The sequence below is a fragment of the Enterococcus bulliens genome (genome assembly GCF_053761865.1).
Map to the genome: position 1 here is coordinate 198,811 of NZ_JBSMXK010000001.1, position 18,292 is coordinate 217,102.

The following is an 18,292-nucleotide window of genomic DNA, read 5'->3' on the forward strand; positions in this document are numbered from 1 at the left end:
GTAACAGACTACAAGTTTGATTCAGCTATTTTTTTTTACTCAATTCATTGAGCTTTTGATTTAATAATGCCAATTGATCCATATCCCAAGGAGAGTTTCTACGATAAGCACTATAATGAATTTCTTTTTGATGTTGCTTAATATTTTTTTCAGTTTTTTGAATTTGTTGATATAACTCACGTGCAGATATTCGTAAGGCGCCTTGCGAAAAAACTACCCATTGTTCTGCTAAATCACTAGTTGCTACCCGTACTTGAGTCAATACATTGTTTTTCTCGCCCGCGATTCGTTCAATATAAGAATCCGCGGTCTCACCTTCTTCAGTGAAAATCACCTCAAGCTGATAATTTTGATAACTCTGCGTTACTCCAGGAACTAATTGTGCATCAAATACGACGATCACAGCTAGACCTTCATATTTTGCCATATTCGACAATTTTTGCAAGAGATTTTCTCTGGCTTCTTCTAAGCGATCTTGATTTTTCAATGTTGTCAGTTCCGGCCATGCTCCGATCATATTGTAGCCATCTACAATCAACAATTCATTTTTCATACTGTATCCACTCGTCGTTGATAATATGCTTCATACATCAATAACCCAGCTGCAACTCCCGCATTTAAACTTTGAACATGTCCAGTCATTGGAATCGTCAATAGCTCGTCTGTTTCTTTTTTCAAGCCTTCGCTCATACCATGACCTTCATTTCCTACAATTAGAGCAATTGCACCTTTAGCATTCCAAGAACGATAATTTGTCCCTTTCATATCTGTTCCAAAAATCCAAAAACCTTTTTCTTTCAGATGTTTGACTGCTTGGGATAAATTGGTTACACGCGCAATCGGTACATGCTCAACAGCACCAGTTGATGTTTTTACGACGACAGGTGTAATACCTACAGCACGATGTTTAGGGATGATGATCCCATCTACTCCACTAGCATCTGCTGTTCGTAAAATTGAACCAAAATTATGTGGATCTTCTAATCTATCTAATATTAAATAGAACGGTTGCTCTGGCGTACGTTCGATCAATTCATCTAAGCTTAAATATTCATAAGGTGTAATCGCTAGAATCATTCCTTGGTGAACGCCATTTTGACTCATTGTATCTAGTTTTTGTTTAGGAACCCATTTTACTGGAACAGCTTGTTCACGACTCAATTCTTTTAAAGCATCGATATTCTCACCATGTGCATCTTCTAATAAAAAGAGTTTATTTCCTCGACCTTGTTTCAATGCTTCGACAACTGCATGGTGTCCGAAAACAAAATTTTCGGCTAACTCTTCAGGAGTTCGCTCTGGCTCATGTGATACATGTTGAGTTTTTCTTGGTTTTGTATTTCGTTTTTTATCAAATGAATCTCTTTGGTTTTTACGTGGATTATTTCTTACCATGTAAATCGCCTACTTTCTCAATGCACCATTCGATCAATTCTTCTAATCGTGCTTGTTGTTTTGTTAAGTGTAGATATCCCATCAATGCTTCAAATCCGGTTGAAATCCGATATGTTGTAATATCGGCATTTTTGGCGCTTGTATAACTTTTACTATTACGTCCTCTGCGGTAAAAGTCGTGTTCTTCTATAGTTAGTAAGTCTTCTTCAAGCATTTGATGTATCAAAGCTGCTTGTGCTTTCGCAGAAACGTATTGTGTTGCTGCTTTATGCAATTGATTTGGTCGAGTCAATCCAGTAGAAATTAAGTAATCCCGAATATAGACTTCATAAATCGCATCTCCTACATAAGCCAATGCTAATCCATTTAATTGTTTGTAATCTCTCATTTAATCTCGTCTCCAACGTGTTCCTTGTGCAGTATCTTCTAAAATAATCCCTTCAGCTTTTAAAAAATCACGAATCTCATCACTACGCGCAAAATTACGATCAGCTCGTGCTTTATTACGTTCTTTAATTAATTGTTCAACGGCATCATCTAATAGTTCTGTAGTAAATTCAACACCAAAAATCGCTAACCAAGTCGTTAAATATTCCAAGGCCTTGTCTAATACAATTTTTGATACGTCTGTTTGTTCGATATAACGATTCGTCCATTTACTCAATTCATAGATAACCGTCAATCCATTGGCAGTATTAAAGTCATCATCCATCTCAGCAGTAAACTGTTCAAATAACTCCGTCAATTCTTTTAACTGTTCCGTATCTGTTTCAAGTGATTCTTTGGCTGTTTCCAAACGGAAATTTACGCTCTCGATCGTTGTTTTCAATCGCTGTAGATTCGTACCTGCCTCCTTAATTCCTGCCATCGAATAACGCAGTGGACGACGGTACTGGGTACTCGCTAAAAAGAAGCGTAGAACTTGAGGATCGATTTCTTTGATCAATTCGTGAACAGTGACAAAATTGCCTAATGATTTACTCATCTTTTCATCTTCAGCACCCATAGTAACAAAACCATTGTGCATCCAATAATTCGCAAATACATGTCCTGTTTTTGCTTCACTTTGCGCAATTTCATTTTCATGATGTGGAAAGGCTAAATCTTGACCACCACCGTGGATATCGATCGTTTCACCTAATTCTTTTGTCGCCATCACGGAACATTCGATGTGCCACCCTGGTCGACCCGCTCCCCATGGAGTTTCCCATGAAATCTCATTTTCTTTAGCATGTTTCCACAAAGCGAAGTCTAGTGGATCTTCTTTAATTTGCTGTTCATTACCAGTACGTTGACTCGCTCCGATTTCTAGCTCATCGATTGATTGGCCACTTAATTTACCATACTCACTAAATTTTCGAGTACGATAATACACATCACCATCGACTTCGTAAGCATACCCTTTTTTTATTAGTTCTTCTATAAAAACAATAATATCGTCAATATAATCCATTACTCGAGGATTTTTATCCGCTTCTTGTACATTTAAAGCAGCAGTATCTTCTTTGAATGCATCGATAAAACGTTGGGCAACTTCTGGTGCTGTTTCACCTAATTCATTTGCTACTCGAATAATTTTATCGTCAACGTCAGTAAAATTAGAAACATATTCTACGGTATAGCCACGATAAGTCAAATAGCGTCTGATTGTATCAAATGCTACCGTACTTCGACCATTTCCTACATGAATGTAGTTATAAACAGTCGGACCACACACATACATCTTTACTTTATTTTCTTCAATTGGTTTAAATAACTCTTTTTGTCTAGTCATTGTATTATAAATTTTGATCACTAGATTTTTACTCCTTTCAAACGTACAATTTTAGCCGGTACTCCGACAGCAGTAGCCTCAGGGGGAATATCGTGGATCACAACAGCTCCAGCACCTATTTTGGCATATTCACCTATTGTTACTGGACCTAACACTTGAGTGTTGCATGAAATGACTGCTCCTTTTTTGACAGTCGGATGGCGTTTCCCGCGATCTTTACCTGTTCCACCTAATGTTACACCATGAAATAAAACGACATCCTCTTCAATTTCAGCCGTCTCACCGATCACAATGCCCATACCGTGATCAATAAATACCCCTTGAGCAATTGTTGCACCTGGGTGGATTTCGATTCCAGTAATGTTACGCCAAATTTGAGAATGAATTCGTGCTAATAAAAAAAAGTGTCGTTTATATAAAAAATGGGAGACGCGATGCCAAAATAAAGCATGCACACCTGGATATGTTAAGATAACTTCTAGCGTCGTTCTAGCTGCCGGATCATTTTTTTTAGCTGCAGCAACTGCGCGTTTCATCCAACTCATTCGTTTTATTGTTTCCTTCCTTTATTCAAGTATAAAAAATCGCGTCTTTTTACATACACATTGTATGCAAAAAGACGCGATGGCGTGGTTCCACTTTTCTTTACAGATTTCTCTGCCTTAAAAGAATAACGGTCTTTATCCGTTTTTGACGTTAGCCAAAACCACTCCCAGGTGCATTTCCTCATCCTTTTGATTGTTTTCACCAACCACAATCTCTCTTAAAAAAAGGAAGTCGTACTTCGTCTGTTCACTGTGTTTGTCTATAAAACTTGATTTAAATGCGTCAAAGCTTTTTCTTTGCCTAATAATTCTACGGTATCTGGTAATTCAGGACCATGTGTTTGACCTGAAACAGCTACGCGGATTGGCATAAAGAGATTTTTCCCTTTTATTCCAGTTTCTTTTTGAACTTCTTTGATAGCAGCTTTTACCTCTGCTGCCTCTACAATTTCCATTGCAGATAATTTTTCTTTAAAAGCTGCTAAAACAGTTGGTACAGTTTCACCCGCTAAAACTTCTTTAGCTGCTTCATCTAATGTTGGATGTTCTTCAAAGAATAAACTAGAAAGTTCTACGATTTCTTGTGCATAGCTCATTTGTGGTTGATATAAAGCCACGATTTTTTTGATCCAAGCTTGTTTTGTTTCATCCAATTCACCTAAATCATGCGCTTTTACTAGATAAGGTACACACATTGCAGTTAAAGTATCTAGATCCATAACTTTCATGTACGCATTGTTTACCCATTCCAATTTTTTAGCATCAAATGCTGCTGGTGATTTACTTAAACGTTCATGGTCGAATAATTTAATCAATTCTTCTTGGCTAAATAATTCGTCTTCACCAACTGGTGACCAACCCAAAAGAGCAATAAAATTGAACATTGCTTCTGGTAAATAACCTAATTCACGATATTGTTCGATAAATTGTAAAATCGTTTCATCACGTTTACTTAATTTTTTACCTGTTTCTGAATTAATGATCAAAGTCATATGTCCAAATTCAGGCGGTGTCCAGCCAAAAGCTTCATAGATCATCAATTGTTTTGGTGTGTTGGCGATATGATCATCTCCACGTAGAACATGTGTGATTTTCATCAAATGATCGTCGACAGCTACTGCAAAATTATATGTTGGCATTCCATCGCGTTTTTGAATTACAAAATCTCCACCTACATTTTCAGCTTCAAAAGCAATTTCACCTTTGACCATATCGTTGAAACGATACTCACTACCTTTTGGTACACGGAAACGAATAACAGGAGTAATTCCCATTGATTCTTTTTCTGCTTGCTCTTCTGGAGATAGATTGGCACATCTACCACCATAATGAGGCATTTCACCATGTGAACGTTGTGCATCGCGTTCTGCTTCTAGTTCTTCTTCTGTACAATAACACTTATACGCTAAATTACTTGCTAGGAGTTGATCGATCATTGGTTGATAGATCTCTTTACGTTCTGACTGACGATAAGGACCATATTCACCTGGTTTTTGAGGAGATTCATCCCACTCCATACCTAGCCAAGCTAAATTTTCTAATTGACTTTTTTCACCATCTGCAATATTACGTTTTTGGTCAGTATCTTCAATTCGGATAATAAATTCTCCATCATGATGGCGTGCATATAGGTAGTTAAATAGTGCGGTTCTCGCGTTCCCAATATGCAAATGTCCAGTTGGACTTGGTGCGTAACGTACACGTACTTTTGTCATAATAATCCTCTTTTCTTAACTATCGATTTTATTCTAAAATAAAATGATTCTTCTCGCTTACAAAAAAAGCTGTTCAGTTGAATTGTACATTCAATAGCGCGAATAGTAAAGTCAACTGAACAACCTTGAAGCATTTTTTCGATTTTTTTATTTATTTTGATCCTCATGGCGAATTCCTCTGGTTCCATGTGCTGGTTTTGCAAAAATCATACGACCAGCTGCCGTTTGTAGTGCACTTGTTACGACCACTTCGATTCGTTCATTCATAAAGTGCTGGCCATCTTCAACAACTACCATCGTACCATCATCAAGATAAGCTACACCTTGTTGTCTTTCTGTACCTGCTTTTACGACAAGGACATTCATCGTTTCACCTGGAATCACGACCGGTTTGACTGCATTTGCTAGCGCATTGATATTTAATACCGGAACGTTTTGGAATGAAGCCACCTTATTTAAATTAAAGTCATTGGTCACAACAACCCCATCAACTAATTTTGCTAATTTTAATAGTTTAGTATCGACTTCTGGAATGTCTTCAAAGTCACCTTCGTACATCTCAACTGCGATTTTTTCATCTTCTTGCAAAGCATTTAAAATATCTAATCCCCGACGTCCCCGCACGCGCTTTAGACTATCACTAGAGTCTGCGATATATTGTAACTCAAACAATACAAAGTTTGGAATCAGTAATACTCCTTCTAAGAACCCCGTTTGCGCAATATCATAAATCCGTCCGTCGATAATCACACTCGTATCTAATATCTTATGTTTTCGGAAGGCCTCACTACTTTTTCGATCGAGCAATTGACTATCAGTTGCTTCTTCATTTTTTTTAGCTTTTGGCGCAAACATCTTACGCCATTCATCCATTCGGGTCGTTCCCAAACGAAAACCTAAATATCCAAGAATAAACATCATAATAACAGGTACAATACTATTGACGAATGGTAACTGCCAATTAAAAAATGGGATTGAAATAATGACACCTAATAGTAAGCCGATAATTGCTCCAATCGAACCAAATAAAATATAGGGTACACTAAATTCACTTAATTTTTCTTCCAAATGCTTGATACCAGCTAAGATATACTTCACAAATATTAGAGATAAAAGGTAAAAAATAAGTGCTCCCAAAATACTATTTGTGATAGTATTGTTCAACCAATCATTATTTGCTTGGCCGATCATCTCCCAACCAGTTGGTAAAATCGAAATCCCTAGACTAATTCCTGCTAGTATCATTAAAATTGTCACTACTCGCTGTTTCATCAACACCCCTCCTTATTTACCGAAACACTTTGCGCAAAGCTTCTGATAATGTTGCTACACCGATTACTTCAATTTCCTTAGGTGCTTGCCAATTACTCAAATTATTTTTAGGAACATAGACTCGAGTGAACCCTAGTTTTTGAACTTCTTTCACCCGTTGTTCGATTGCAGTAACGCGACGGATTTCTCCAGTCAATCCGATTTCTCCAATAAAACATTCTTCAGGACTCGTCCCTTTTTCTTTATAACTAGAGGCTAAACTGATCGCAATTGCTAAATCGATTGCTGGCTCGTTTAATTTAACACCTCCAGCAGCTTTCAAATAAGCGTCTTGATTTTGCAAAAGTAGACCTGTTCGTTTTTCCAGTACGGCCATGATCAAGGATACCCGATTAAAATCTAGGCCCGTAGTGGTTCTTTTAGCATTTCCAAACATCGTAGGTGTTACTAAAGCTTGGATTTCAACCAAAATCGGCCGACTACCTTCTAGAGCCACAACGATTGCTGAGCCAGTCGCTCCGGCCAGTCGCTCCTCTAAAAAAACTTGCGAAGGATTTTGTACTTCTTTTAGTCCACCTTCGACCATTTCAAAAATACCGATCTCATTGGTTGAACCAAAGCGATTTTTTACAGCACGTAGAATTCGAAAACTTTGATGTTGTTCCCCTTCAAAATACAATACCGTATCCACCATGTGTTCTAACATTCTAGGTCCTGCAATTGAGCCTTCTTTGGTCACGTGTCCAACAATAAAAATCGCGATCCCATTGCTTTTTGCAATTTTGAGTAATTCAGCCGTTGTTTCACGTACTTGACTCACACTTCCAGCAACACTGCTTACATCTGGCTGAGTCATTGTTTGAATCGAATCGATGATAACGTAATCTGGTTGTAGATCCTCGATAGCTTTTCTAATATCAGACATATCTGTTTCTGCATATAAGTAAAATTCTTGATCGATAACACCTAAGCGTTGGGCACGCATTTTGATCTGTTCTGCACTTTCTTCTCCGGAAACATATAATACTTTACCACCTGTTGCAGCCAACTGTTGGGATACTTGTAATAATAAAGTCGACTTTCCGATCCCAGGATCACCACCAAGTAAAACCATTGAACCTGGTACGACACCACCACCTAGAACTCGATTTAATTCTTCTAATTCTGTTTGTACTCTAGCTTGTTTTTTGGGGATCACATCATTCAATCGTGTAGGGCGCATTTTTTCTCCCGTGATTGTCGCACGTGTCCGTCGATCCGTTTGATCTTGTATCTTCACTTCAACTAAAGAATTCCAACTTTGACATTGTGGACACTTTCCTAAAAAACGTGGCGAAACATAACCACAATGTTGGCATTCAAATTGAATCTTTGCTTTTTTTGCCATGTAACGCCTCCTTTTTAATTTCCTCCAGAAGAACCAAATCCACCTGTTCTAGTAGCTTTTGTTTGCTCTTGATCTTCATCTGCTTTTAAAAATGGTAAAAAGATTCCTTGTCCGATCCGTTCACCTTTTTTTATGACTTGGTCAGTCATTCCAAAGTTTATATATTGAAACATGATGTGTCCTTCATTTGCATCATTCCCATAATAATCTGCATCGATAATCCCTACACCATTTCCCATCATCAAGAAACGTTTTAATGGATTACTTGATCGGTTGGCCAACTGTAAAAATTCATCTTCTTGCATGTATGCTTTAATCCCTGTCGGAATAAGTGTTGGTTTTAAGCTTTTTGTCAAATCTCCCTTATGTTGCATCCACTGCTTGATTACACTAGGAATGACAATATCTTCTGCTGCTTCAAAATCATAGCCAGCTGCTTGTTTAGTTGCACGAATAGGTAACCGAATCCCTTGATTTTGGTAAGTTGTTACAATTTCAAATCCTCTTTTTTTCACTTTTTTTCCTCCTATTAAATTACAAAATCTATTCTATCATAGAATCTATAAACTCATCTGATAATCGATCATACTATTTCTATTTTAGCGATAATTTAGGAGAAAAAAAACAAAAGCGAAACAGATCATGATAATTTACAGAATTTTTTAATAAAAGAAACATGACTTCTGACGCATTTATAGGTAAAATAAGAACAATTATAAAAAAACAAGAAACTTGGAGTGTCTATATGCGATCTAAACTAAATGAAGCAAAACGAATCGTGATCAAAATCGGAACGAGCTCATTAATGTATCCTAATGGTGAAATCAACCTTAGTGGTATCGATGAACTGGCATTTGTATTAAGTGATCTACGCAATCAAGAAAAAGAAGTCATTTTAGTCTCTTCTGGAGCTGTAGGTGTTGGAATGAATCATCTTAATCTTGCTACTAGACCAACTACGATCCCTAAACAACAAGCAGTTGCAGCTGTAGGTCAAGCTGCTTTGATGAATATTTACAATCAACGCTTTGCTAATTATGGCAAGCAAACTGCACAATTGTTACTTACACGTGATATTGTCGAATATCCTACCAGTCGTGACAATGTAATCAATACTTTAGAACAGCTACTCGATATGGGATTGATCCCAATCATTAATGAAAACGACACTGTAGCCGTAGATGAACTTGACCACCAAACAAAATTTGGAGACAATGATCAATTATCTGCAATTGTCAGTGAACTGATCGACGCCGATCTTTTAATTATGTTATCAGATATCGACGGGTTTTATACAAATAATCCAGTAACTGATCCCAAAGCAACTCTTTATTCGCATATTGCAAATATCACAGACGACTTATTGATTCAAGCTACCAGTAAGGGAAGCGACTATGGTACGGGTGGTATGACTAGTAAGTTAAAAGCAGCTAAGCGCGTATTGAAAAATCATAGCACGATGGTTTTGGCTAATGGTCAACGACCTAAAATTATTTTTGATATTTTAGCTGGTAAAAAAATTGGGACCCTATTTAAGGAGGAAAGCTAAATGGATTTACTAACACAACTCGGCACACAAGCCAAAACAAGTGCTCATGCTTTAAGTCTACTCACAACGACTGCAAAAAATCAAATTTTAGAACAAATCGCACAAGCATTAATCGACCAAACACCAGCCATCTTAGCAGCAAATGAAAAAGATTTAGCACAAGCTACTGCAAATAACATCGCACCTGTAATGCAAGATCGTTTGAAGCTATCCACAGAACGTATCTTAGAAATGGCTGAAGGCATTCGCCAAGTCATTCAATTACCTGATCCTGCGGGTAATGTGGATAACATGTGGACAACTGAAGATGGTCTTTTAATTGGAAAGAAACGAGTTCCTTTAGGTGTTATTGGAATTATCTATGAATCTCGGCCAAATGTCACGACCGATGCAGCTAGTCTTTGTTTCAAATCAGGAAATGCTGTCATCTTACGTGGTGGAAAAGAAGCATTTCACTCCAATCAAAAACTGGTCCAAATTATGCAAGAAATTTTAGCAGCCTATCCTGAAATTCAATACGCGATTCAATTTGTTTCAGATACTTCTCATGAAACAGCAGCAGCTTTGATGAAATTGACTGATTATCTGGATGTTTTGATTCCTCGTGGTGGCGCTGGCTTGATCAAACGAGTAAAAGAGACAGCCACAGTACCTGTCATTGAAACTGGAACTGGAAATAATCATGTTTATATTGATAAAGATGCCCAATTGCAAATGGCGATTGATATCGTCGTCAATGCTAAAGCTCAACGTCCTTCAGTCTGTAATGCAGCAGAAACACTGCTTATTCATCGTGATGTTGCCAAAGACTATCTTCCCCACTTAGAGCGTGCCTTACTAGATGCTAACGTCGAACTGCACGCTGATGAGGAAGCTCTTGCTTATTTGACATCTGCCACTTTGGCTAATGAATCTGATTGGGAAACAGAGTATTCTGACTATATTTTAGCTGTAAAATTAGTCGGCTCTATTGAGAATGCTATCGCTCATATCAATTATTACAATACGAAACATTCTGAGGCGATCATTACAGATAACTATCAAGCTTCTCAAAAATTCTTAAATGAAGTCGATGCTGCTGCAGTTTATGTCAATGCCTCCACTCGTTTTACTGATGGTTTCATGTTTGGTTATGGTGCTGAAATTGGAATCTCGACTCAAAAAATCCATGCTCGTGGTCCAATGGGATTACCTGAACTGACTTCTATCAAATATATCGTTTACGGCAACGGTCAAATTCGTGAATGATCATAAATCCGAACTTTCATCATTGAAGTTCGGATTTTCTTTACTCTTAAAATGTAAGAGGTTACAATAAGTAGACCGAATAAAATAAGGGGTGTTTTTATGTATCATGTATCTTTTGTCGATCTTTATAGTAGAAAAACGATCGAAAGTAAACTCGATGAAGTACCACGTACAGGGGATACTGTGGAATTAAAAGAAACGGATAAGTTTTATGCTGTTCGTGGTGTCTCTCGCGCAATTAATGAAAGCGAAGGAAAAACAATCCAGATTACAATCTATATCGAACATATCAACCATACTTACTGGAAAAATAGTTTATCACAAGGATGACCTTAAAGTTTCCTTTGAATCTGTTGATTTTCTTGAAAGTTTGGGCTTGGACGGCTATAATTTTAAGAAGACTTCGGTCAAATTCAAATAAAGTGAGGAAACGCGTTGATTACAGTAAGTGATGTTAGTTTGCACTTTTCGGATCGCAAACTTTTTGATGATGTTAATATTAAATTTACGCCCGGAAATTGTTATGGCTTGATTGGTGCAAATGGTGCAGGAAAATCGACTTTTTTAAAAATTTTGGCTGGTGATATCCAACCTTCTACAGGAAATGTGATTATGGGTCCTAATGAACGTTTAGCTGTATTACGACAAAATCATTATGATTTTGAAGAATACACCGTATTAGAAACTGTGATTATGGGTCATGAGCAATTGTATAAGGTCATGAAAGAAAAAGATGCCATTTATATGAAAGAAGATTTTAGCGATGAAGACGGTATTCGTGCGGCTGAACTCGAAGGCGAATTTGCTGAATTAAATGGATGGGAAGCAGAATCAGAAGCTTCAGTATTGTTACAAGGATTAAATATCCCAGAAAACTTACATGATTCATTGATGAGTGAGTTAACTGGTGGTCAAAAAGTCAAAGTGTTATTAGCTCAAGCTCTTTTTGGTAAACCAGATGTCTTGCTTTTAGATGAGCCAACAAATGGTTTAGATATCCAATCAATCAATTGGTTAGAAGAATTTTTAATCAACTTTGAAAATACAGTCATTGTTGTATCTCATGACCGTCATTTCTTAAATAAAGTATGTACACACATGGCCGATCTTGATTTTGGTAAAATCAAATTATATGTCGGAAACTATGATTTTTGGTTAGAATCTAGTCAATTAGCTGCAAAATTACAGTCACAGTCAAATGCTAAAAAAGAAGAACAGATTAAAGAATTACAAGATTTTATTGCTCGTTTTAGCGCAAATGCTTCAAAATCTAAACAAGCAACTTCTCGTAAAAAAATGCTAGATAAAATTACTTTAGATGATATTCAACCTTCATCTAGACGTTATCCTTTCGTAGGCTTTAAACCCGAACGCGAAATCGGAAACGATCTATTACAAGTTGAAAATGTGAGTGTCACAATCGACGGTAAAAAAATCTTAGATAATATCAGCTTTACATTAAATAAAGATGATAAAGTCGCTTTTGTTGCCGATAATGATATTGCGACCACGACACTTTTCCGCGTGATTATGGGTGATCTAACACCAGATACTGGAAGCGTTCGTTGGGGTGTTACCACTACTCAGGCGTATCTCGCAAAAGATACGACAAAGGAATTCTCAAGTGAAATCACTATTTTAGATTGGTTACGTCAGTATGCCAGTAAAGAAGAAGATGACAATACGTTTTTACGTAGCTTTTTAGGTCGTATGCTCTTTTCTGGTGACGAAGTCTTAAAATCAGTAAATGTCTTATCAGGGGGCGAAAAAGTCCGCTGTATGCTATCTAAAATGATGCTTTCAAAAGCCAATGTTTTAGTTTTAGATGATCCAACAAATCACTTGGATTTAGAATCAATCACGGCGCTAAATGATGGTTTAATGTCCTTCACTGGTTCATTATTATTTGCTTCTCATGATCACCAGTTCATTCAAACATTAGCAAACCGTATTATTGCGCTAACCCCAAATGGAGTTGTGGATCGTGCTGAAACAACTTATGATGAATTTTTAGAAAATCCAGATGTTCAAGCACGAATTGCTGAATTATCTGCATAAAAAAAACGCTTGGGGATTTCCCAAGCGTTTTTACTATTTTGATTATTTGCGACCTACGAAGAACGCTACAACAGCAACTACGATAATTGCCCCAATAATTGATGGTATCAATGCCATACCTGCTAAAGATGGTCCCCAAGTTCCAAATAATGCTTGTCCTACAAAAGATCCGACTAGACCTGCAACGATATTTGCAATCCAACCCATAGAAGATCCTTTATTTGTGATAGCACCTGCAATCGCACCGATGATCGCACCGACGATTAATGACCAGATTAATCCCATATAAAACACTCCCTTCAATATAATTCGAATAATTGCTTCACATATATTTTTGTTACCTTATGCGATAAAACAATCATACTATAACCTTACATATTCGTCACTTAATATGCTTAAATGAGATTCAAAATTATAAAACTTAAGTTATTTAATTAATGAAATTCACAAAAAAAAGAAGAGCAATTTGCTCTTCTTAATCTTTAAATCTGTGACCAAACACTTTCTAAAATATTCGTTTGGTTACGATCAGGTCCTACTGAGAAAGTAGAGATGCGAACACCGACTAATTCTGAAATACGACGAACATAATTACGTGCATTTTCAGGTAACTCAGCTAATGTTTTACAACCGGTAATATCTTCTGACCATCCTGGTAATTCTTCATAAACAGGTTTGCAGCGTTGTAACTCTTTTAAGCTCGCTGGGTAGTTATAGATCAATTCTCCATCTAAATCGTATGCCGTACAAATTTTAACTTTCTCTAGCCCACTTAACACATCGATTGAGTTTAACGAAAGATTTGTAATTCCAGATACGCGACGAGAATGACGCATTACAACTGAATCGAACCAACCGACACGACGTGGACGTCCTGTTGTTGTTCCATATTCACGGCCAACTTCACGAATCTGATCGCCGACTTCATCGAATAGCTCAGTTGGAAATGGTCCATCTCCTACACGTGATGTATATGCTTTACAAACACCAACTACTTTATCGATTTTAGAAGGTCCCACACCGCTACCGATCGTTACCCCACCAGCAACTGGATTAGAAGAAGTAACAAATGGATATGTTCCTTGGTCGATATCTAGCATTACTCCTTGAGCACCTTCAAATAAGACACGTCGACCTTCATCTAAAGCATCGTTTAAAATGACTGAAGTATCTGTAACATATTGTTTAATTTGTTGTCCATAAGCATAGTATTCTTCAAAAATATCATCAAATTCGATTGGTTCAGAATCAAACATTTTAACAAATTGACGATTTTTTTCTTCTAAATTGATTGCTAAACGTTCAGCAAAGATTTCTTTATCTAATAAATCAGCAATTCGAATTCCCACACGAGCAGCTTTATCCATATAGGCTGGCCCAATCCCTTTGATTGTCGTTCCGATTTTGTTCTCGCCTTTTGAATCTTCCTGTAATTGATCCAATTTAATATGGTACGGTAAAATAACGTGAGCGCGATCAGAAATACGTAAATTATCGGTAGTGACTTGGTTGTCTTTTAAATAAGCCAATTCTTTTACTAGTGATTTTGGATTGACTACAACGCCGTTTCCGATAACACTAATTTTTTCTGGATAAAAAATCCCTGAAGGAATTAAATGTAATTTATACGTTGTTCCATCAAATTTAATGGTATGACCTGCATTGTCTCCACCTTGATAGCGAGCAATAACTTCTGCATTTTCACTTAAAAAATCAGTGATTTTCCCCTTACCTTCGTCGCCCCATTGCGTTCCTACTACTACTACTGATGACATATGAATACCTCTTTCTTATTTTGTTGTATTCCCAAAACATTGTAGCAAGTTTTGCACAATAATTCAAATAATTATCGAATATTTTTTATTTTTTCGCTTAAAAAACAAGTAAAAAACGAACATTATTGTAATTTATAAACAAATTTACAGAAAAAAAGAAACAATCTAGAAAAAAATCTCTAGATTGCTTTTTTAAAATTCCTCGCGTAAGGAAAGTGAAGAAAATTTATTGTACTCTTTAATGAAAAGTAATTCCACAGTTCCACGAGCACCACTACGGTTTTTCTCGATGATTACTTCCACTTTATTGTCGATCTGTTCTTCTTTTTCTTCGTTATCTTCACCTTCACGTTCATAGTAATCCTCTCGATACAAAAAGGCTACGATATCTGCATCTTGTTCAATCGAACCGGATTCACGGATATCACTTAAAACTGGTCGTTTATCTTGTCGTTGTTCGACTCCACGAGAAAGCTGAGACAGTGCAATAACAGGCACTTTTAATTCTTTAGCCAATTTTTTTAACTGACGTGAAATCTCTGAAACTTCTTGTTGGCGACTCTCACGACCAGTACCTTCAATCAATTGCAAATAATCAATTAAAATCAGACCTAGACCGCCTTTTTCTTGAGCTAATTTACGACAACGTGCACGAATCTCTGAAATCTTGATCCCTGGTGTATCATCAATGTAAATATTAGCTTGCGATAAACTTCCCATAGCGACAATCAGTGCACGCCATTCTTCTTCAGTTAATTGCCCTGTTCGCAAGTTGGCTGCTTGAATCGATCCTTCGGCACAAAGCATTCGATTGACCAATGATTCAGCACCCATCTCCAAACTAAAAATCGCAACTGATTCATCAGTTTTTGTGCCAATATTTTGCGCAATATTCAGTGCAAAGGCCGTTTTCCCAACAGCTGGACGAGCTGCAATAATAATCAGCTCTTCTTTTTGTAAGCCAGCAGTCATTTTATCTAATGCTTGATACCCCGTCGGCAAACCTGTGATCGCTTCTCCTTGTTGAGCTAACTGATCAATTGTTTCGATAGTAGTATTTAAAACATTGGCTATTGAGCGAAAACCACTACTATTTCGCTTTTCGGTCACTTCTAAAATACTACGTTCTGCATCATCAATGATCGTTTGGATATCTTCACTTTGCTCAAAGCCCATTGTGACGATTTGGTTAGCAGTATGAATCAAATTGCGTAACATCGCTTTATCGCTAACAATTTTCGCATAGTATACGATACTAGAAGCAGATGGTGAAGCCTGACTTAGTTCAACTAGATAAGCAATTCCACCAACATCTTCTAATCCATTTGCTTGCTCCAACTCTGATTTCAACGTAATCACATCAATCGCTTCATTGCGATCATTTAACTGGATCATAGCTTGAAATATCAGTTGATGTGCACGACGATAAAAAGCTCGCGGTTCTAATACTTCCATTGCATCTACAATTGTATCTGCATCCAAAAAGATTGCTCCTAGTACAGCTTGTTCTGCTTCAATGTCTTGAGGCGGAATGCGGTCTTGCCAAACTTCATTCATTCTATTGTTCCCCTCATTTGTTACATTAGTCTACTTTTATTTTATTTCTTCAACATGCACTCGAATCGTAGCATTGACACCTTGGTGTAGTTTTACTGGGATATCTGTATATCCTAGTGTACGAATAGGTTGTTTCAATTCCACTTTTCGTTTATCGACTTTGATCTTATATTGTTTTTCTAAAGCATCTGTTATTTGTTTAGAAGGAATTGAACCAAATAAACGACCATCCTGCCCCGCTTTAGCTTGTAGTTTTACAACAGTACTTTCTGCCTCTAAAGTGGCTTTTAATTGCTCTGCTTCGGCAACAAGCTCTGCTTCATGCTTTTCTTGTGCTTTTTGTTTACCTTTCAGCTCAGCGATCGTTTCATTGGTAGCTTCTTTCGCTAATTTATTTTTGAATAAAAAGTTTTGTGCATAACCGGCCGGTACTTCTTTAACTTCACCTTTTTTACCTTTACCTTTGACATCTGCTAAAAAAATAACTTTCATTTTATTCACTCCTCGTTAAAATTTCGTTGATCTAATTCATTATAAAGCATATCTTGTACTTCACTTAGTGTTTTATTCGAAATCTGTGTTGCTGCATTGGTAAAATGACCACCGCCATCCAATGCTTCCATAATCGCTTGAACATTGATTTTCCCAGTGCTTCTAGCACTAATACCGATCTTCTCTCCAGCTTGTCTCGTGACCACAAAAGAAGCGCTAATTCCATTTAAGGACAATAGTGTATCGGCAGTTTTTGCTACTGTAATACTATCGTAAATTTCATGATCTTCGGCAACAGAAATCAAAATATCTTTACGATAATACTTACTTCTGGCGACTAGTCCACTAATTAATAGATACGAATCCAAGTCCGAACTCAAAAGATATTGAATCAAAAGATTATCTGCTCCTTTAGACTTTAAAAAACTAGCTACATCAAAAGTTTTTCCTGTCGTTCTAACGATAAAATTTTTCGTATCTACATAGATACCTGCCAATAATAAGGTCGGAACTAATCTAGGCAAACGTTGCTTACGTGTTGTTAAAAATTGAATAAATTCTGAGACTAGTTCAGAAGTCGAAGAAGCTGATGTTTCGATATAAGTAAGTAAAGGTCGCTGTGGAAACTCTTCACTACGCCGATGATGATCCACGATGATCACTTTATCGATTGCTTGATATACAGCGTCAGAGATCCCTAAAGAAGGTTTATTATGGTCGATCATCACCAGTAAGCTATCCTCATCGATTAGCTCTAGTGCAGCTTGCTCTTCGATTAATAGTGAATTCAGCTCTGGATATTTTTCCAATTCGTCGATGCAGCGACTCACATCTGGATTTAGTTGCTGATAGTTAATCAAAATATATGGTTCGATCTCAACGATTTGCGCGATTGTAGCCATTCCAAATGAAGCACCGATCGCATCCATATCGGGAAAACGATGACCCATAATGAATACTTTTTTATTTTCACTAAACAAACGTTTTAAAGCCACACTCATTGCTCTAGAACGTGTTCTTGTTCTTCGAATCGTTCCATCCGTATTCCCACCATAAAATAATGGCTTACTTGCAGGATCTTCACCACGTACGACTACTTGATCGCCACCTCTAGCCTGAGCTAAATCTAGATTCATTTGCGCTCGTTCGCCAATCGTTTCAATGTTATCTTGTCCATATGAAATGCCAATGCTGATCGTTAAAATAAATTCACTGTGCATTTCTGCTTCTTTCACTTGATTTAAAATGGGAAACTTCTTTTGTTGCATTTCCTCTAAATTTTCCTCATTTGCCACAAAAAGATAGCGTTCTGAATTCAAGCGTTTATAAAAGATATGATAGCTATTCGCCCAGTCTGAAATAATCGTTGTAACTAACGAATTCAACGTTGATACATACTTATCATCCATTTGGTCGATCAAATCATCATAGTTATCTAAAGAAATAATTCCAATCACTGTCATGTTCTTACTCCTTAATATACCAACATTTTCTAGAAAACCTTTGATAAAATATAATTCATTTA

General features: G+C 37.0%; 18 protein-coding genes and 1 other annotated feature. Of the genes, 4 read left to right on the forward strand and 14 right to left on the reverse strand.

Features of this window, described 5'->3' with window-relative positions:
- Positions 1-25: 25 nt before the first annotated feature.
- The 9 genes from ACWOEC_RS01050 to ACWOEC_RS01090 form a co-directional block, all read right to left on the reverse strand.
- On the reverse strand, positions 26-553 hold the full coding sequence (locus ACWOEC_RS01050) for an NYN domain-containing protein (protein WP_455305449.1): 528 nt from the start codon (positions 551-553) through the stop codon (positions 26-28).
- On the reverse strand, positions 550-1,395 hold the full coding sequence (gene rlmB / locus ACWOEC_RS01055; RefSeq protein WP_455305450.1) for a 23S rRNA (guanosine(2251)-2'-O)-methyltransferase RlmB: 846 nt from the start codon (positions 1,393-1,395) through the stop codon (positions 550-552). Before rlmB ends, ACWOEC_RS01050 begins: the two co-directional genes overlap by 4 nt.
- Complete coding sequence (locus tag ACWOEC_RS01060; protein WP_455305451.1) at positions 1,382-1,783, reverse strand: Mini-ribonuclease 3; 402 nt, start codon at positions 1,781-1,783, stop codon at positions 1,382-1,384. The genes rlmB and ACWOEC_RS01060 overlap by 14 nt, the downstream gene beginning before the upstream one ends.
- Positions 1,784-3,190: a cysteine--tRNA ligase gene (gene cysS / locus ACWOEC_RS01065; RefSeq protein WP_455305452.1), complete on the reverse strand. Its 1,407-nt coding sequence runs from the start codon at positions 3,188-3,190 to the stop codon at positions 1,784-1,786. It lies immediately after the preceding gene.
- Positions 3,190-3,714, reverse strand: coding sequence for a serine O-acetyltransferase EpsC (gene epsC / locus ACWOEC_RS01070; protein ID WP_297077804.1), 525 nt, complete (start codon positions 3,712-3,714; stop codon positions 3,190-3,192). Before epsC ends, cysS begins: the two co-directional genes overlap by 1 nt.
- Positions 3,715-3,781: 67 nt before the next feature.
- Positions 3,782-3,974: a binding site (T-box leader), on the reverse strand.
- Positions 3,975-5,429, reverse strand: a complete 1,455-nt coding sequence (gene gltX / locus ACWOEC_RS01075; protein WP_455305453.1) for a glutamate--tRNA ligase — start codon at positions 5,427-5,429, stop codon at positions 3,975-3,977.
- A 147-nt stretch (positions 5,430-5,576) separates the two neighbouring features.
- A complete protein-coding gene (locus ACWOEC_RS01080) occupies positions 5,577-6,701 on the reverse strand; it encodes a PIN domain-containing protein (RefSeq protein WP_455305454.1) in 1,125 nt (374 codons plus the stop codon).
- Between the two features lie 16 nt (positions 6,702-6,717).
- Positions 6,718-8,088 carry a DNA repair protein RadA gene (radA, locus tag ACWOEC_RS01085; RefSeq protein ID WP_455305455.1) on the reverse strand — a complete coding sequence of 457 codons (1,371 nt, stop codon included), beginning with the start codon at positions 8,086-8,088 and terminating at the stop codon, positions 6,718-6,720.
- Between the two features lie 14 nt (positions 8,089-8,102).
- Positions 8,103-8,603, reverse strand: coding sequence for a dCTP deaminase/dUTPase family protein (locus ACWOEC_RS01090; RefSeq protein ID WP_297077794.1), 501 nt, complete (start codon positions 8,601-8,603; stop codon positions 8,103-8,105).
- Between the two features lie 230 nt (positions 8,604-8,833).
- On the opposite strand from ACWOEC_RS01090, the gene proB reads away from it, so the two are divergent.
- From proB to ACWOEC_RS01110, 4 genes are all read left to right on the forward strand, one after another.
- Positions 8,834-9,637 (forward strand): glutamate 5-kinase, encoded by an 804-nt coding sequence (gene proB, locus ACWOEC_RS01095; protein WP_455305456.1) that lies wholly within the window; start codon positions 8,834-8,836, stop codon positions 9,635-9,637.
- Positions 9,638-10,885 carry a glutamate-5-semialdehyde dehydrogenase gene (locus ACWOEC_RS01100; RefSeq protein WP_455305457.1) on the forward strand — a complete coding sequence of 416 codons (1,248 nt, stop codon included), beginning with the start codon at positions 9,638-9,640 and terminating at the stop codon, positions 10,883-10,885.
- A 99-nt stretch (positions 10,886-10,984) separates the two neighbouring features.
- Positions 10,985-11,215, forward strand: a complete 231-nt coding sequence (locus ACWOEC_RS01105) for a hypothetical protein (RefSeq protein WP_455305458.1) — start codon at positions 10,985-10,987, stop codon at positions 11,213-11,215.
- A 105-nt stretch (positions 11,216-11,320) separates the two neighbouring features.
- Positions 11,321-12,943 (forward strand): ABC-F family ATP-binding cassette domain-containing protein, encoded by a 1,623-nt coding sequence (locus ACWOEC_RS01110; RefSeq protein ID WP_455305459.1) that lies wholly within the window; start codon positions 11,321-11,323, stop codon positions 12,941-12,943.
- Between the two features lie 42 nt (positions 12,944-12,985).
- Here the strand turns inward: ACWOEC_RS01110 and ACWOEC_RS01115 are convergent, their stop codons facing one another.
- From ACWOEC_RS01115 to ACWOEC_RS01135, 5 genes are all read right to left on the reverse strand, one after another.
- Positions 12,986-13,228, reverse strand: coding sequence for a GlsB/YeaQ/YmgE family stress response membrane protein (locus tag ACWOEC_RS01115; RefSeq protein ID WP_455305460.1), 243 nt, complete (start codon positions 13,226-13,228; stop codon positions 12,986-12,988).
- 197 nt (positions 13,229-13,425) lie between these two features.
- Complete coding sequence (locus ACWOEC_RS01120) at positions 13,426-14,718, reverse strand: adenylosuccinate synthase (RefSeq protein ID WP_455305461.1); 1,293 nt, start codon at positions 14,716-14,718, stop codon at positions 13,426-13,428.
- A 192-nt stretch (positions 14,719-14,910) separates the two neighbouring features.
- Complete coding sequence (dnaB, locus tag ACWOEC_RS01125; protein WP_455305462.1) at positions 14,911-16,275, reverse strand: replicative DNA helicase; 1,365 nt, start codon at positions 16,273-16,275, stop codon at positions 14,911-14,913.
- A 36-nt stretch (positions 16,276-16,311) separates the two neighbouring features.
- Complete coding sequence (gene rplI / locus ACWOEC_RS01130; protein WP_297076186.1) at positions 16,312-16,767, reverse strand: 50S ribosomal protein L9; 456 nt, start codon at positions 16,765-16,767, stop codon at positions 16,312-16,314.
- A gap of 5 nt (positions 16,768-16,772) precedes the next feature.
- On the reverse strand, positions 16,773-18,230 hold the full coding sequence (locus tag ACWOEC_RS01135) for a DHH family phosphoesterase (RefSeq protein WP_455305463.1): 1,458 nt from the start codon (positions 18,228-18,230) through the stop codon (positions 16,773-16,775).
- Positions 18,231-18,292 lie beyond the last annotated feature (62 nt).

Excerpts from the sequence above, each read along its gene's own strand:
- ACWOEC_RS01050 (WP_455305449.1), bottom strand. The coding sequence starts at position 553 with ATGAAAAATGAATTGTTGATTGTAGATGGCTACAATATGATCGGAGCA.
- rlmB (WP_455305450.1), bottom strand. The coding sequence starts at position 1,395 with ATGGTAAGAAATAATCCACGTAAAAACCAAAGAGATTCATTTGATAAA.
- ACWOEC_RS01060 (WP_455305451.1), bottom strand. The coding sequence starts at position 1,783 with ATGAGAGATTACAAACAATTAAATGGATTAGCATTGGCTTATGTAGGA.
- epsC (WP_297077804.1), bottom strand. The coding sequence starts at position 3,714 with ATGAGTTGGATGAAACGCGCAGTTGCTGCAGCTAAAAAAAATGATCCG.
- gltX (WP_455305453.1), bottom strand. The coding sequence starts at position 5,429 with ATGACAAAAGTACGTGTACGTTACGCACCAAGTCCAACTGGACATTTG.
- ACWOEC_RS01080 (WP_455305454.1), bottom strand. The coding sequence starts at position 6,701 with ATGAAACAGCGAGTAGTGACAATTTTAATGATACTAGCAGGAATTAGT.
- radA (WP_455305455.1), bottom strand. The coding sequence starts at position 8,088 with ATGGCAAAAAAAGCAAAGATTCAATTTGAATGCCAACATTGTGGTTAT.
- proB (WP_455305456.1), top strand. The coding sequence starts at position 8,834 with ATGCGATCTAAACTAAATGAAGCAAAACGAATCGTGATCAAAATCGGA.
- ACWOEC_RS01100 (WP_455305457.1), top strand. The coding sequence starts at position 9,638 with ATGGATTTACTAACACAACTCGGCACACAAGCCAAAACAAGTGCTCAT.
- ACWOEC_RS01105 (WP_455305458.1), top strand. The coding sequence starts at position 10,985 with ATGTATCATGTATCTTTTGTCGATCTTTATAGTAGAAAAACGATCGAA.
- ACWOEC_RS01115 (WP_455305460.1), bottom strand. The coding sequence starts at position 13,228 with ATGGGATTAATCTGGTCATTAATCGTCGGTGCGATCATCGGTGCGATT.
- ACWOEC_RS01120 (WP_455305461.1), bottom strand. The coding sequence starts at position 14,718 with ATGTCATCAGTAGTAGTAGTAGGAACGCAATGGGGCGACGAAGGTAAG.
- dnaB (WP_455305462.1), bottom strand. The coding sequence starts at position 16,275 with ATGAATGAAGTTTGGCAAGACCGCATTCCGCCTCAAGACATTGAAGCA.
- rplI (WP_297076186.1), bottom strand. The coding sequence starts at position 16,767 with ATGAAAGTTATTTTTTTAGCAGATGTCAAAGGTAAAGGTAAAAAAGGT.
- ACWOEC_RS01135 (WP_455305463.1), bottom strand. The coding sequence starts at position 18,230 with ATGACAGTGATTGGAATTATTTCTTTAGATAACTATGATGATTTGATC.